The sequence below is a fragment of the Pseudomonas sp. 008 genome (assembly GCF_016861935.1).
Lineage (GTDB): Bacteria > Pseudomonadota > Gammaproteobacteria > Pseudomonadales > Pseudomonadaceae > Aquipseudomonas.
On sequence record NZ_BOMA01000011.1, the window covers coordinates 53053 to 67531 of the forward strand.

Genomic DNA, 14479 nt, shown 5'->3' on the forward strand with positions numbered 1-14479 from the left:
AACCCGAGAGTTGTCATGCGGCCTTTTTATGTGCAGCGGCTTTTAAGCCTTGGCTGCTGGACGCTTGTCTTCAACCGTCCACTTGCCACCATCGTAATACGCTTTCCAGCCAGTCGGCTTACCGTCGACTTCCGTCTGCACGTATTGCTCTTTGGTCTTGCGGCTGTAACGGATCACGGCAGGCAGGCCGTCCGGATCCTTTTTCGGCGCTTCGCAGAGGAAATGGTACTTCGGATCGATCTCATCCTTGTGCGGCACGATCTCGACGACCAATGGCGCACGGGTCTCGCGGTTTTTCGGGAACTGGCTGGCCGCCAGGAACAGGCCGGAAGCACCGTCACGCAGGATATAGGTGTCGTTGACCTTCTCGCATTTGAGCTCAGGCATCTTCACCGGATCCATCTTCGGCGGCGCTGCATCACCGCTTTTCAGCAGCTTGCGGGTGTTCTTGCAGGTTGCGTTGGTGCAACCGAAGAACTTGCCGAAACGGCCGGTCTTGAGCTGCATCTCGCTGCCGCACTTGTCGCACTCCAGGCTCGGACCTTCGTAGCCCTTGATGCGGTAAGCGCCCTCTTCGATCTCGTAGCCTGCGCAATCCGGGTTGTTACCACAGATGTGCAGCTTGCGCTTCTCGTCGAGCAGGTAAGCGTCCATCGCCGTGCTGCAGATCGGGCAACGGTGCTTGCCGCGCAGAACCAGCGACTCCGACTCACCCTCGTCGTCCGCAGCGATTTCGTCGCCCGGCACCAGGTTGACGGTGGCCTTGCAGCGTTCTTTCGGCGGCAGGCTGTAGCCCGAGCAACCGAGGAACACGCCGGTCGACGCAGTACGAATCTGCATCGGACGACCGCACACCACACATGGAATATCAGTCATTACCGGCTGGTTGGCGCGCATGCCGCCTTCGGCGCTTTCGGCCACTTCGAGTTTCTTCTTGAAGTCGCCGTAGAACTCGTCGAGCACGTTTTTCCAGTCGCGCTCGCCCTGGGCCACGTCATCGAGATTCTCTTCCATGCCGGCGGTGAAGCCGTAGTCCATGAGATTGGAGAAGCTCTCGGCCAGACGCTCTGTGACGATATCGCCCATCTTTTCCGAATAGAAACGACGGTTGTGCAGCGCCACGTAGCCGCGGTCCTGAATGGTCGAAATGATCGCCGCGTAGGTCGAAGGACGACCGATGCCGCGTTTTTCCATTTCCTTTACCAGGCTCGCTTCCGAGTAACGCGCCGGCGGCTTGGTGAAATGCTGGGTCGGATCAAGCTTGATCAGCTTCATCGCGTCGCCCTGGGCCATGTCCGGCAGCACGTCGTCATCGCCAGGCTTGGTGATTTGCGGCATGACGCGGGTGTAGCCGTCGAACTTCAGGATACGGCCTTTGGCGCGCAACTCGAAGTCACCGGCACCGACGGTGACCGTGGTCGACAGGTATTGGGCCGGCAGCATCTGGCAGGCGAGGAACTGGCGCCAGATCAGCTCGTAAAGCCGCTCGGCATCACGCTCCATGCCCGACAGCTTGCTTGGCTCGGTATTGGCGTCGGACGGACGAATCGCTTCGTGAGCCTCTTGTGCGCCTTCCTTGCTGCTGTAGACGTTCGGGGTTTCCGGCAGGTACTTCTTGCCGAATTCGCCTTCAATATAAGTACGCGCCATCGTCACGGCATCAGCCGAGAGGTTGGTGGAGTCGGTACGCATATAAGTGATGTAGCCGGCTTCGTACAGACGCTGGGCCATCATCATGGTTTTCTTCACACCGAAGCCCAGGCGATTGCTCGCGGCCTGCTGCAGGGTGGAGGTGATGAACGGTGCCGACGGCTTGCTGCTGGTCGGTTTGTCTTCGCGCTTGATGATGCTGTAGCTGGAAGCCTTGAGCTTCTCCAGCGCGGCCATGGCCTGGGCTTCGTTGAGCGGCTTGAAGGCTTCGCCTTTCTCGCGAGCCACGTCGAACCGCACAGTCGCGCCCTTGGCGGTGCCGAGGTCAGCGTGAACTTCCCAGTACTCTTCCGGGTTGAACGCGCGGATTTCACGCTCACGCTCAACCACCAGCTTCACGGCAACCGATTGCACGCGACCGGCGGACAGGCCACGAGCAACCTTGGCCCACAGCAGCGGCGAAACCATGTAACCCACCACGCGGTCGAGGAAGCGACGCGCCTGCTGAGCGTTTACGCGATCGATGTCCAGCTCGCCCGGTTGGGAGAAAGCTTCCTGGATCGCTTTTTTGGTGATTTCGTTGAACACCACGCGCTTGTAGCGGCTGTCGTCACCACCGATGGCTTCGCGCAGGTGCCATGCAATGGCTTCCCCCTCGCGATCCAAGTCGGTTGCGAGATAGATGGTGTCAGCATCTTTGGCGAGCCGACGCAGCTCTTCGATAACCTTTTCCTTGCCCGGGAGGATCTCGTACTTGGCTTTCCAGCCATGATCGGGATCGACACCCATGCGCGAGACCAGCTGCTTGCGCGCTTTCTCTTTCGGCGTGAGCACCGGACCTTCACCTGCGGCGGCCTTGCCACGCTTGGCGGCAGGCTCTTTGCTGGCGCTAGCCGAACCGCTGGTGGGCAGGTCTCGGATATGGCCGATACTCGACTTCACCACGTATTGGTTACCCAGATACTTGTTGATGGTCTTGGCCTTAGCCGGGGATTCCACAATGACCAGCGATTTGCCCATGGATCAGAAAATTCCTGAATTCTAGAAGTGAAAGGCGATTGGCGCCTGACGCGGCACCGCTATATATAGTGGCTACAAGGTGAGGTCAAGCGCAGGGTTCTGCGCGCACTCCCCTCATGGCTGCGGAAAAATGCTCGGTTCGGCTTGCACCAAAGCAAAGCGTGGCACCTGTTCGCCGTCAACCTCGACCGACTCCAGGAACATGCTCAAGGGGCGTACCCAAAAGCCGTAATCGCCATACAGGGCTTGGTAGAAGACCACTTCTTCTTCGGTCTCCGAATGCCGCGCAACACTGAATACGCGGTACTGCGGACCTTTGTAATGTTGGTAGAGCCCAGGTTGTATCGGCATGCTTTGGCCCTCACTCAAATTTTTTCAAAATAAAAACAAAAATAAATCCGGAAAAACAAAAACCGGGGCACTTGGCCCCGGCTTCCATCGACGAAACGCTTAAACGCGTTCGAAGACGGTGGAGATACCTTGGCCGAGACCAATGCACATGGTAGCCACCCCGAAGGTGCCGCCATTCTGCTTCATCACGTTCAGCAAGGTGCCCGAAATACGTGCACCGGAGCAACCGAACGGGTGACCCAGGGCGATCGCGCCGCCGTGCAGGTTAACCTTCTCGTTCATCTTGTCGAGCACTTTCAAATCTTTCAGCACTGGCAGGGCCTGTGCAGCGAAAGCTTCGTTGAGCTCGAAGAAGTCGATATCGTTGATGCCAAGACCCGCGCGCTTCAATGCTTTCTGCGTTGCCGGTACTGGACCATAGCCCATGATCGCCGGGTCCACACCTGCCACTGCCATCGAGCGAATCACCGCCAGCGGCTGGATACCCAGGTCCTGGGCACGCTGTGCCGACATCACGATCATGCACGAAGCACCGTCGGTGATCTGCGACGAAGTACCCGCGGTCACGGTGCCGCCCTTCGGATTAAACGCTGGTTTCAGAGCCGCCAGGCTTTCCAGAGTGGTTTCCGGACGAATGGTTTCGTCGTAGTCGAACAGTTTCAGGAAACCGTTCTCGTCGTATCCCTGCATCGGGATGATTTCGTCCTTGAACTTGCCTTCCACGGTCGCCTTGTGGGCGAGTTGGTGGGAGCGCACGCCAAAGGCGTCCTGCTGTTCGCGAGTAATGCCGTGCATTTTGCCGAGCATTTCTGCAGTCAGGCCCATCATGCCCGAGGCTTTCGCCGCGTACAGGGACATGTGCGGGTTCGGATCGACACCGTGCATCATGCTCACATGCCCCATATGCTCGACGCCGCCAACGACGAACACGTCACCGTTGCCGGTCATGATTGCTTGTGCGGCAGTGTGCAGCGCACTCATCGAGGAGCCACACAGACGGCTGACGGTCTGGCCGGCCGAGGTGTGTGGAATCTGAGTCATCAGGGACGCCATGCGGGCGATGTTCCAGCCCTGCTCCAGGGTCTGGTTAACGCAGCCCCAGATCACGTCTTCGACTTCGCTCGGGTCGACCTTGACGTTGCGTTCCAGCAATTTGCTGATCAGGTGTGCCGACATGTCTTCGGCGCGGGTGTTGCGGTGCATGCCGCCCTTGGAGCGGCCCATCGGCGTACGACCGAAGTCGACAATCACGACGTCTCTAGGATTCAAGCTCATATACTTTCACTCTCGCTCTAGTGTGGGCGCTTAACCGAAGAAGCTCTGACCGTTCTTGGCCATTTCACGCAGCTTCGCGGTCGGGTGGTACAGCGCGCCCAAATCAGCGTACTGGTCAGCCAGGGCAACGAACTCTGCAACACCGATCGAATCGATGTAGCGCAGCGCACCGCCACGGAATGGAGGGAAACCAATACCGTAGACCAGCCCCATGTCGGCTTCGGCGGCGGTTTCGACGATGCCGTCTTCCAGGCAACGTACGGTTTCCAGGCACAGCGGGATCATCATCCAGTTGATGATGTCTTCGTCAGTGACTTCGCGCTGTTCGAACACGATCGGCTTGAGCACTTCCAGCACCGACGGATCGGCGACTTTCTTCTGCTTGCCGCGCTTGTCGGTCTCGTAGGCGTAGAAGCCCTTGCCATTTTTCTGGCCCAGGCGCTTGGCTTCATAGAGCACGTCGACGGCCGAACGGCGATCGTCCTTCATGCGATCCGGGAAGCCTTCAGCCATGACGTCACGACCATGGTGGCCGGTGTCGATGCCGACCACGTCCATCAGGTATGCCGGGCCCATTGGCCAGCCGAACTTCTCCATGACCTTGTCGATGCGGACGAAGTCCACACCGGCGCTGACCAGCTTGGCGAAACCGCCGAAGTACGGGAACAGCACGCGGTTGACCAGGAAGCCCGGGCAGTCGTTGACGACAATCGGGTTCTTGCCCATTTTCTTGGCGTAGGCAACGGTGGTGGCAACGGCCACTTCGCTGGACTTCTCGCCACGGATCACTTCAACCAGCGGCATCATGTGCACCGGGTTGAAGAAGTGCATGCCGACGAAGTTTTCCGGACGCTTGAGGGCTTTGGCCAGCAAGGTGATGGAAATGGTCGAGGTGTTGGACGCGAGGATGGTGTCCTCTTTGACCTTGTCTTCGACTTCGGCCAGAACGGCTTGCTTGACCTTCGGGTTCTCGACCACGGCTTCGACCACCAGGTCGACGTGACCGAAATCGCCGTAGGACAGGGTCGGACGAATGCCATTGAGCACTTCAGCCATCTTCGCCGGGGTCATGCGACCTTTATCAACGCGGCCAACCAGCAGCTTGGCGGCTTCGGCCAGACCTTGCTCAATACCGTGCTCGTTGATGTCCTTCATCAGGATCGGCGTGCCTTTGGAGGCCGACTGATAAGCGATACCGCCACCCATGATGCCGGCGCCCAATACGGCGGCCTGCTTCACTTCCTTGGCGATTTCGTCGTAGGCCTTGGCCTTTTTCTTCAGCTCCTGATCGTTCAGGAACAGACCGATCAAGCTCTGTGCGGCAGAGGTCTTGGCCAGTTTGACGAAACCGGCGGCTTCGACTTCCAGGGCCTTGTCGCGACCGAAGTTCGCGGCTTTCTGGATGGTCTTGATCGCTTCGACCGGCGCCGGGTAGTTCGGGCCCGCCTGGCCGGCCACGAAACCTTTGGCGGTTTCGAACGACATCATTTGTTCGATGGCGTTGAGCTTGAGCTTTTCGAGCTTCGGCTGACGCTTGGCCTTGTAGTCAAACGTGCCGGAGATGGCGCCCTTGATCAGGTTCAGCGCCGCTTCGTGCAACTTCTGCGAGTCGACCACCGCATCGACGGCACCGACTTTCAGTGCGTCTTCAGCGCGGTTTTCCTTACCGGCGGCAATCCACTCGATGGCGTTGTCGGCACCGATGATGCGCGGCAGGCGCACGGTACCGCCGAAGCCTGGGTAGATGCCCAGCTTGACTTCCGGCAGACCGATTTTGGCGGTGCTGGCCATGACGCGGAAATCCGCCGCCAGGCACATTTCCAGACCGCCACCCAGTGCGATGCCATTGATCGCGGCAACAGTCGGGACGTTGAGGTCTTCGAAATCGCTGAAAATCTTGTTGGCTTCGAGGTTGCCAGCAACAAGCTCGGCATCCGGCAGCTTGAAGTTGTCGACGAATTCGGTGATGTCGGCGCCGACGATGAATACGTCCTTGCCACTGCTGACGATCACACCCTTGATCGAAGCATCTGCCTTGATGGTGTCTACAGCCTGACGAAGTTCGTTCAGGGTAAGACGGTTGAACTTGTTGACGGACTCACCCTTGAGGTCGAACTTCAGTTCGACGATGCCACTTTCAAGAGCCTTAACCGTGATGGCTTTACCTTCGTAAATCATCAACTGATCTCCACGATATGGAAGCTGAACAGTACACGTCGGACGCAGGCGGCTGGCTCGGCAGGGACGTTTATCGTCAATGCTAACGCCAACTCACCCGGCACACCCGCCAACGCGATAGTCGGGATTCTGTAGGAGCAGTCTGTAATACAAACGCTCAATTCATACGCCCGTTTGATTTGGGTGTGTCACCTTCACGGAATTTCCGGCAATTGTCAATCGCCCAAAATACTGGTTGAAACGCGACTTTCCGGTCACTTCCGTACCACGAAGCCCTGCAACACGCGGATGCATGTGAGGCCATTCATAGAATCAATAGTTAGAAAAGTCGCCCTAATTCGCGGCAACCTGTGTTTAACAGGCTACGCTGGCGGGACCCTGGAGAAAAAATTGAACGCTTTTGACGAATGCCAAGCGTAAGATCTGTGCCACAAAGAATTACCGGCCTGCCTGGCCAACCCCAGCCCGATGATGATGTCGGGCTTTTTATTGCCTTCCGCAGCAGATCGGGGTTCAGGCGAGTGCTTTGAGCGTAGCGTCGATCTGTTGCAGAACCTCGGCTTCGCCCTTCTCGCCCCAATACAGGGCAATCATTTGCTTGTCTGCCTCGACCTTGTAGACGTTGGCAGGCAATTTTTCGAAATGATTCAGCAGCACTCCATCCTCGCAGACTTCCTGCCACTGATTGACCCACACACCCGGCGCCTTCTGCCAATAGCTCCAGCACGCCGGCTGAGTGCCACGGCGCGGCCGGTGGTACTGGGCGCAAGGGCTTGGCGGCTCCTGGCTCAGCCAGTGCGGCCACTCCTGGGGCGACAATTGCATGGCAAGGCCGATGCGCCGCGCCTCCATGCGCAGGGCCATGCGACCGCTCTGGACACGAGACGGTCGCAACCAGGCCAGCGGGCTCAGCACCACCAGCAGGATTGACACCACTATCCAGACCGTCATATCTGTACTCCCGATTCTTGATGAGCCCATTGGGTCACGTTGAAACCAATGCACTTGAAACCAGCCATACTTACCAATATTGCAATCCTCAGGAGGAGCACCTCATGCCCTACCACCATATTCTGGTCGCTGTAGATCTAACCGAAGAGTGCGATCCTGTAATCCACCGCGCCCGCGAACTTTCGGTGAGCAATGGCGCAAAGCTGTCCCTGGTGCATATCGTCGAGCCGATGGCCATGGCCTTTGGCGGCGACGTGCCGATGGACCTTTCCCAGTTGCAACAGCAACAGTTCGATCAGGCCAAGGAGCGCCTTGAGCGGCTGATCCTGAAATACCCGGAGCTCTCCAAGGAATACAGCCACTTGACCTACGGCCAGCCGCGACAGGAGATTCACCATCTCGCCAAGGAGCAAACGTGCGACCTGATCGTGGTGGGCAGTCATGGCCGGCATGGCCTGGCACTGTTACTCGGTTCCACTGCCAATGACGTGCTGCACGGCGCGCCTTGCGATGTACTTGCCGTGCGCCTGCAAAAAAGCTGACAACTAGCAACAATAAAACCCTTACGAAAAGCCCGGCATTCACACGAGTGAAGCCGGGCTTTTTTATAGCCGGATCAATCAGGCATCCAGTTCTGCCCAGCGCTCGACCATCACGTCGAGTTCAGCCTGTAACTGCTCAAGCTGAGCGATCACTGCAGCCGTCTCGGCAGGAGGACGCTGATAGAAACCGGCGTCCGCCATCTGCGCTTCAACCACCGCGATCTGCTGCTCCATGGCTTCGATCTGGCCAGGCAAGGCTTCCAGCTCGCGCTGCAACTTGTAGCTGAGTTTCTTTTTTGCCACCGGCGCTGGCGTTTCCACTGCAGCAACCGGCGCAGGTTCGGCCGTCACGACAGCCGAATTCAGGTCGGCTTTGCCGGACTTGCTCTCGGTCACACCCAGCAGGCGCGGCGAGCCGCCCTGACGCAGCCAGTCCTGATAACCGCCGACGTATTCGCGAACCTTGCCTTCGCCTTCGAAGACCAGGGTACTGGTGACCACGTTGTCGAGGAATGCCCGGTCGTGGCTGACCATCAACACGGTGCCGTTGAAGGTCAGCAAGACCTCTTCCAGCAGTTCGAGGGTTTCCACATCGAGGTCGTTGGTCGGTTCGTCGAGCACCAGCAGGTTCGCCGGTTTGCTGAACAGTTTGGCCAGCAGCAGACGCGCACGCTCACCACCGGACAACGCCTTGACCGGCGTGCGGGCACGCTGCGGGCTGAACAGGAAGTCGCCAAGGTAGCTCAGCACGTGACGGCTCTGGCCATCGATATCGATGAAGTCGCGACCTTCAGCCACGTTGTCGATCACGGTCTTTTCCAGATCCAACTGATGGCGCAACTGGTCGAAATAGGCCACGTCGATGCGCGTCCCCTCTTCCACTGTGCCGCTGGTCGGTTGCAGACCGTTGAGCATCAGCTTCAACAGCGTGGTCTTGCCGGTACCGTTGGCGCCGAGCAGACCGATGCGGTCGCCGCGCTGCAGGACCATCGAGAAATCCTTGATCAGGAACGGGCCGCCCGGGTGAGCGAAACTCACGTTCTCGAGCACCATTACCTGCTTGCCGGACTTGTCGGCGGTATCCAGCTGAATGTTGGCCTTGCCGGTACGCTCACGACGCTCGCTACGCTCGACGCGCAGGGCTTTCAGTGCACGGACACGGCCTTCGTTACGGGTGCGACGCGCCTTGATGCCCTGGCGGATCCAGACTTCTTCTTGGGCCAGTTTCTTATCGAACAGCGCGTTGGCGGTTTCTTCAGCGGCCAATGTGGCCTCTTTGTGCACGAGGAAGCTGGCGTAATCGCCGTTCCAGTCGATCAAGCCGCCGCGATCCAGTTCCAGGATCCGGGTTGCAAGGTTCTGCAGGAATGAACGGTCGTGCGTGATGAACAGCACGGCGCCCTGGAAATCCTTCAGCGCTTCTTCAAGCCAGGCGATGGCACCGATGTCCAGGTGGTTGGTCGGTTCGTCGAGCAGCAGCAGGTCCGGTTCGGAAACCAGGGCCTGGGCCAGCAGGACGCGACGACGCCAGCCGCCGGACAATTCGGCGAGGGTCTTGTCGGCAGGCAACTGCAGACGGCTCAAGGTGCTGTCGACCAGTTGCTGCAAGCGCCAGCCATCTCGGGCTTCGAGGTCGTGCTGGACGTGCATCAGTTTGTCCAGATCGGCGTCAGTGACGATGTTCTGGCTCAGATGGTGATATTCGGCAAGCAACGCGCCAACGCCGTCGAGGCCTTCGGCGACCACGTCGAACACGGTCCGCTCGTCGGCTACCGGCAATTCTTGCGGCAATTCACCAATCTTGAGGCCAGGTGCGCGCCAAACGGAGCCATCGTCGGGCTTCTGGTCGCCCTTGACGAGCTTCATCATGCTGGACTTGCCAGTGCCGTTGCGGCCGATGATGCACACCCGCTCACCACGGGCGATCTGCCAGGACACCTTGTCCAACAACGGCATAGCGCCGAAAGCAAGGGACACATCGCTGAATTTGAGCAGGGTCATGAGCTTCTCCAAAAACCGGGCGCGCATTCTACCTGACTTGAGGCTACAGAAGGCCGGCAATTTCAATGTCGAAGCACTCTGCACAACAATTGTTGCGAACTTATGCTGGCATGTCGGCAAAGCTTTCGCCCGTTGCTGGCAAAAGGCTAAGCTACAGATAATTAGGTGCCGGTTTTATCGGCACTTGTCATGATTTCTCTGCCCGGATGTCTCATGCGCAGTCGCCTTTTCAGTCTTTTTTCATGCTTGCTTCTTACAGCCGCTGCCGTTCAATCCGCCCAGGCGGTAGACCTGTCTACCCAACGACAATATTACGACGAAGCCAAGCGTGCCTTGGCCAAGGGCGATTCCGGCCCATATTTCCGTTATAGCCAGGCGCTCAGCGATTATCCGCTGACACCCTACCTGGCCTATGACGAACTGACCGCGCGACTGAAAACCGCGAACAACGCCGAAATCGAGAGTTTCCTCGCCGAACATGGTGACCTGCCGCAAGCCAACTGGATGAAATTGCGCTGGCTGCGCTGGCTGGCTGAACGCGGCGATTGGGAAACGTTCGTCAAATATTATGACCCCAAGCTCAATTTCACCGAACTGGACTGCCTGAACGCGCAGTATCAGATCAGCCATAACCGTAAGGCCGAAGGTTACGCCAACGCTGACAAACTCTGGCTGAGCGGCAAAACCCGGCCCGAGGCATGCGATGCAGTGTTCGGCATGTGGGCCGCCGATGGTCAACTGACTGAACAGAAACGCTGGGAACGCACCAAGCTCGCCGCCCAGGCCGGCAACTACCCGCTGGCCAACAGCCTGATCAATGGCCTGACGACCCTCGCCCCGCGCGGTCGCCTGCTGGTGGATGTGGCGCAGAAACCCGAACTGCTGAATCAGCCGTCGCGCTTTACCCCGGCCGATGAGCCGATGTCCGACATCGTCAGCCTTGGCCTGCGCCGCCTGGCCCGTCAGGATCCGGACAGGGCCATGGCCCTGCTCGACGGCTACGCCAGCAGCATGCATTTTTCCCGAGACGAAAAAGTCGCGATCGCCCGGGAAATCGGGCTGACCCTCGCTCGACGTTTTGACAGTCGCGCACTGGACGTGATGACCAAATATGACCCGGAACTGCGGGACAACACCGTTTCGGAATGGCGCTTGCGCCTGCTGTTGCGCCTGGCTCGTTGGGACGACGCCTATCAGTTGACCCGCCGCCTGCCTCAGGACCTGGCCACCACCAACCGCTGGCGTTACTGGCAGGCTCGCACCCTGGAGTTGGCGCAGCCACAGAATCCACAAGCGCAAACGCTTTACAAGGGCCTGGCTCGCGAACGCGACTTCTACGGCTTCCTGGCGGCCGATCGTTCGCAGTCTCCCTACTCGCTGATCAACAAACCGCTGATGCTCAGCCAAGCGCTGATCAACAAGGTGCGCAATACACCCGGTGTGCGCCGCGCGCTGGAGTTCCATGCACGCGGACAGATCGTCGACGGCCGACGTGAGTGGTACCACGTCAGCCAGCATTTCAGTCGTGACGAGATGGTCGCCCAGGCGAAACTGGCCTATGACCTGAAATGGTATTTCCCGGCAATCCGCACCATCAGTAAGGCGCAGTACTGGGACGACCTGGACATCCGCTTCCCGATGGCTCACCGCGATACCCTGGTGCGTGAAGCCAAGGTCCGTGGCCTGCACTCGAGCTGGGTGTTCGCGATCACTCGTCAGGAAAGCGCCTTCATGGACGACGCCCGTTCCGGCGTTGGCGCCAGCGGCTTGATGCAACTGATGCCCGGCACCGCCAAGGAAACCGCGCGCAAGTTCAGCATTCCCCTGGCCTCGCCACAGCAAGTGCTCGATCCGGACAAAAACATCCAGCTCGGCGCCGCTTATCTGAGCCAGGTCCATAGCCAGTTCAACGGCAACCGCGTCCTCGCCTCCGCTGCCTACAACGCCGGCCCCGGCCGCGTGCGTCAATGGCTGCGCGGCGCCGATCACTTGAGTTTCGATGTGTGGGTGGAAAGCATCCCGTTCGACGAAACCCGCCAGTACGTGCAGAACGTGCTTTCGTATTCGGTGATCTACGGCCAGAAGCTCAATTCACCGCAGCCGCTGGTGGATTGGCATGAACGTTACTTTGACGATCAATAAGCCTGCTTTGAAACGCTGACAAAAATGCCCGCATCGATTGATGCGGGCATTTTTATGGTGCTCGACTTGGTCGGTTACTTAGTCAGTTACTTGGTCGATTGGGGTATGGAGCCCATCACTAAACTGCAATGCAGCCAATCGCGCATACAACGCATTGCTCGCAATCAACTCTTGATGCGTCCCCACCGCCACCAGTTTACCTTGGTCCATCACCGCGATTCGGTCAGCGTTTTTCACTGTCGCCAGTCGATGGGCGATGACCAGTGTGGTGCGGTTTTTCATCAGGCTGGGCAGGGCTTGCTGGATCAGATGCTCGCTCTGGGCGTCGAGGGCGCTGGTGGCTTCGTCGAGCAGCAGGATCGGCGCGTCCACCAACAGTGCCCGGGCGATAGCCAGGCGTTGGCGTTGACCGCCGGACAAACCGAGACCCGCGTCGCCGAGGTGGGTCTGGTAGCCGTTGGGCATTTGCTCGATGAAGTCGTGGGCGTAGGCAATTTTGGCGGCTTCCTGGACCTGGGCCAAAGTCGCCGTCGGGTGGCCGTAGCGAATGTTCTCTTCGATGCTGCCGAAGAACAGCGCCGGGGTTTGCGAGACGAGGGCGAAGCAGCGACGCAGGTCCAGAGGGTCGAGTTGGGTCAGCGGCACACCGTCCAGCAGGATGCGTCCTTCAGCGGGGTCGTAAAAGCGCAACAGCAGGTCATACACCGTCGATTTGCCAGCACCTGACGGCCCGACCAGAGCGAGGGTTTCGCCGGCGTTGATCGTCAGACTCAAACCATCGACGGCATAGCTCTCAGGACGCGACGGGTAGGAAAAGCGCACATCTTGCAGCACCAGATCGCCCTTCACCCGCTCAGGCAAGGTCACCAGCCCATGGGTCGGGGGCTGAATGATGTTTTCCGAACGCAGCAATTCGGCAATCCGTTCCGCCGCCCCTGCTGCTCGCTGCAGTTCGCCGATCACTTCACTCAAGGTGCCGAAGGCGCCGCCGACGATCAGGCTGTAGAAGACAAACGCTGCCAGTTCGCCTGCGGAAATCCGCCCGGCGATCACATCCATGCCGCCGACCCAGAGCATTACCCCGACAGCCCCCAACACCAGCAGGATCACCAGGGTAATCAACCAGGCCCGCTGGAAGATGCGCTTGCGGGCGGTATTGAAAGCCTCTTCCACGGTCGCGGCAAAACGCTGCTCGTCCTGCACCTGATGGTTGTAGGCCTGCACGGTTTTGATCTGACTCAGGGTTTCGGACACATAACTGCCGATATCGGCAACCCGATCCTGGCTCTGGCGCGACAGGGTGCGTACCCGGCGGCCAAAAATCAGAATCGGCGCGACCACCAACGGCAACGCGACCACTACGATGCTGGTCAGCTTGGGGTTGGTAATAAACAACAAGACAATCCCGCCGATCACCATCAGCCCGTTGCGCAGGAACAGCGATAGCGAAGAGCCGATCACCGATTGCAGCAGCGTGGTGTCGGCAGTCAGTCGTGACTGGATCTCGGAGCTGCGGTTGTCTTCATAAAAGCCCGGATGCAGATAGACCAGGTGGTTGAACACCCGACGGCGGATGTCCGCGACAACGCGCTCGCCGATCCACGACACCAGGTAAAAGCGGACAAAGGTGCCGATCGCCAGACCGATCACCAGCAACATGAACAGGCCGATGGACTGATTGAGCAAATGCGTCGACTGGGTCATGAAACCCTGATCCACCAACAGGCGAATCCCCTGCCCCATGGACAAGGTGATGCCGGCAGTGACAATTAACGCCAGCAAGGCGCCTAAGGCCGGCCAGCGATAAGGCGTGATGAAACGGCTGGCCAGGCGAATGGCGCGGCGGTGACGGGCAGAGAGCATGAAGATCATCCGATGATGCAACCAATGGGTTTTGACCCGATCAAGCCTACACCGGTCAATCGGCTTGAACGCTGTAAATCACAATGAGTAACGTTAATTATGACCACCAAGACTAGTGGCTAGAGGTTATTGGTCTAAAGTCCGGGTGGAAACGTCAGGGTATTTCTGATGGACTGAAGAGGCCGACCTGAAAGATCGCAGGGAGTTGTCACAGCCCGGTCACTTGGCGGTTCTACAGTAAGCAAACAACCTGATGAGGAGACAGGCCATGTCCTTGCAAAACAGCAGCGATGACAAGATTCCAGTGATCCGCACGCAGCCAGACCAGTCTCTGGGTTGCTCGATTATTGATGAGGATGGGCGCGAAGTACCGATCACTGAAAGCATGATCCAGGACGCTTGCCGCGAACTGGAAAAGCGATTGGTCAAGCCTGCCGAACAAAAGTGATATAGCCACCGTCTTCTTGACCCGGCCCTGTTGACCGGGTTTTTTATGGGTGTCTGTT

General features: G+C 58.7%; 10 protein-coding genes. 3 read left to right on the plus strand and 7 right to left on the minus strand.

Annotated elements, in window-relative coordinates; translation table 11 throughout:
* Positions 1-42 precede the first annotated feature (42 nt).
* The 5 genes from topA to JUI81_RS21475 form a co-directional block, all read right to left on the minus strand.
* Positions 43-2670, minus strand: coding sequence for a type I DNA topoisomerase (gene topA, locus JUI81_RS21455; protein WP_204124999.1), 2628 nt, complete (start codon positions 2668-2670; stop codon positions 43-45).
* A 114-nt stretch (positions 2671-2784) separates the two neighbouring features.
* Entirely contained in the window at positions 2785-3021 is a 237-nt protein-coding gene (locus tag JUI81_RS21460) for a DUF1653 domain-containing protein (protein ID WP_007933188.1), read from the minus strand.
* Between the two features lie 99 nt (positions 3022-3120).
* Positions 3121-4296, minus strand: coding sequence for an acetyl-CoA C-acyltransferase FadA (gene fadA, locus JUI81_RS21465; RefSeq protein ID WP_007933190.1), 1176 nt, complete (start codon positions 4294-4296; stop codon positions 3121-3123).
* Between the two features lie 30 nt (positions 4297-4326).
* Positions 4327-6474, minus strand: coding sequence for a fatty acid oxidation complex subunit alpha FadB (gene fadB, locus JUI81_RS21470; protein ID WP_096479824.1), 2148 nt, complete (start codon positions 6472-6474; stop codon positions 4327-4329).
* Positions 6475-6987: 513 nt separating this feature from the next.
* Positions 6988-7425, minus strand: coding sequence for a hypothetical protein (locus JUI81_RS21475; protein WP_019579914.1), 438 nt, complete (start codon positions 7423-7425; stop codon positions 6988-6990).
* A gap of 104 nt (positions 7426-7529) precedes the next feature.
* On the opposite strand from JUI81_RS21475, the gene JUI81_RS21480 reads away from it, so the two are divergent.
* Complete coding sequence (locus tag JUI81_RS21480) at positions 7530-7967, plus strand: universal stress protein (RefSeq protein WP_007933196.1); 438 nt, start codon at positions 7530-7532, stop codon at positions 7965-7967.
* Positions 7968-8045: 78 nt separating this feature from the next.
* Here JUI81_RS21480 and JUI81_RS21485 read toward each other — a convergent pair whose 3' ends face one another.
* Positions 8046-9968 (minus strand): ATP-binding cassette domain-containing protein, encoded by a 1923-nt coding sequence (locus JUI81_RS21485; RefSeq protein WP_018925314.1) that lies wholly within the window; start codon positions 9966-9968, stop codon positions 8046-8048.
* Between the two features lie 213 nt (positions 9969-10181).
* On the opposite strand from JUI81_RS21485, the gene JUI81_RS21490 reads away from it, so the two are divergent.
* Positions 10182-12110, plus strand: a complete 1929-nt coding sequence (locus JUI81_RS21490; RefSeq protein ID WP_019579912.1) for a transglycosylase SLT domain-containing protein — start codon at positions 10182-10184, stop codon at positions 12108-12110.
* Positions 12111-12188: 78 nt separating this feature from the next.
* Here the strand turns inward: JUI81_RS21490 and JUI81_RS21495 are convergent, their stop codons facing one another.
* Positions 12189-13973, minus strand: coding sequence for an ABC transporter transmembrane domain-containing protein (locus tag JUI81_RS21495; RefSeq protein ID WP_026331762.1), 1785 nt, complete (start codon positions 13971-13973; stop codon positions 12189-12191).
* 268 nt (positions 13974-14241) lie between these two features.
* Between JUI81_RS21495 and JUI81_RS21500 the strand changes: the two genes are divergently transcribed.
* Positions 14242-14421 carry a PA1571 family protein gene (locus JUI81_RS21500; RefSeq protein WP_019579910.1) on the plus strand — a complete coding sequence of 60 codons (180 nt, stop codon included), beginning with the start codon at positions 14242-14244 and terminating at the stop codon, positions 14419-14421.
* Positions 14422-14479 lie beyond the last annotated feature (58 nt).

What these genes read in the sequence shown, in the direction of transcription:
- JUI81_RS21490 (WP_019579912.1), top strand. Translation starts at nt 10,182, where the DNA reads ATGCGCAGTCGCCTTTTCAGTCTTTTTTCATGCTTGCTTCTTACAGCC.
- JUI81_RS21495 (WP_026331762.1), bottom strand. Translation starts at nt 13,973, where the DNA reads ATGCTCTCTGCCCGTCACCGCCGCGCCATTCGCCTGGCCAGCCGTTTC.
- fadA (WP_007933190.1), bottom strand. Translation starts at nt 4,296, where the DNA reads ATGAGCTTGAATCCTAGAGACGTCGTGATTGTCGACTTCGGTCGTACG.
- JUI81_RS21500 (WP_019579910.1), top strand. Translation starts at nt 14,242, where the DNA reads ATGTCCTTGCAAAACAGCAGCGATGACAAGATTCCAGTGATCCGCACG.
- fadB (WP_096479824.1), bottom strand. Translation starts at nt 6,474, where the DNA reads ATGATTTACGAAGGTAAAGCCATCACGGTTAAGGCTCTTGAAAGTGGC.
- JUI81_RS21460 (WP_007933188.1), bottom strand. Translation starts at nt 3,021, where the DNA reads ATGCCGATACAACCTGGGCTCTACCAACATTACAAAGGTCCGCAGTAC.
- JUI81_RS21475 (WP_019579914.1), bottom strand. Translation starts at nt 7,425, where the DNA reads ATGACGGTCTGGATAGTGGTGTCAATCCTGCTGGTGGTGCTGAGCCCG.
- JUI81_RS21480 (WP_007933196.1), top strand. Translation starts at nt 7,530, where the DNA reads ATGCCCTACCACCATATTCTGGTCGCTGTAGATCTAACCGAAGAGTGC.
- JUI81_RS21485 (WP_018925314.1), bottom strand. Translation starts at nt 9,968, where the DNA reads ATGACCCTGCTCAAATTCAGCGATGTGTCCCTTGCTTTCGGCGCTATG.
- topA (WP_204124999.1), bottom strand. Translation starts at nt 2,670, where the DNA reads ATGGGCAAATCGCTGGTCATTGTGGAATCCCCGGCTAAGGCCAAGACC.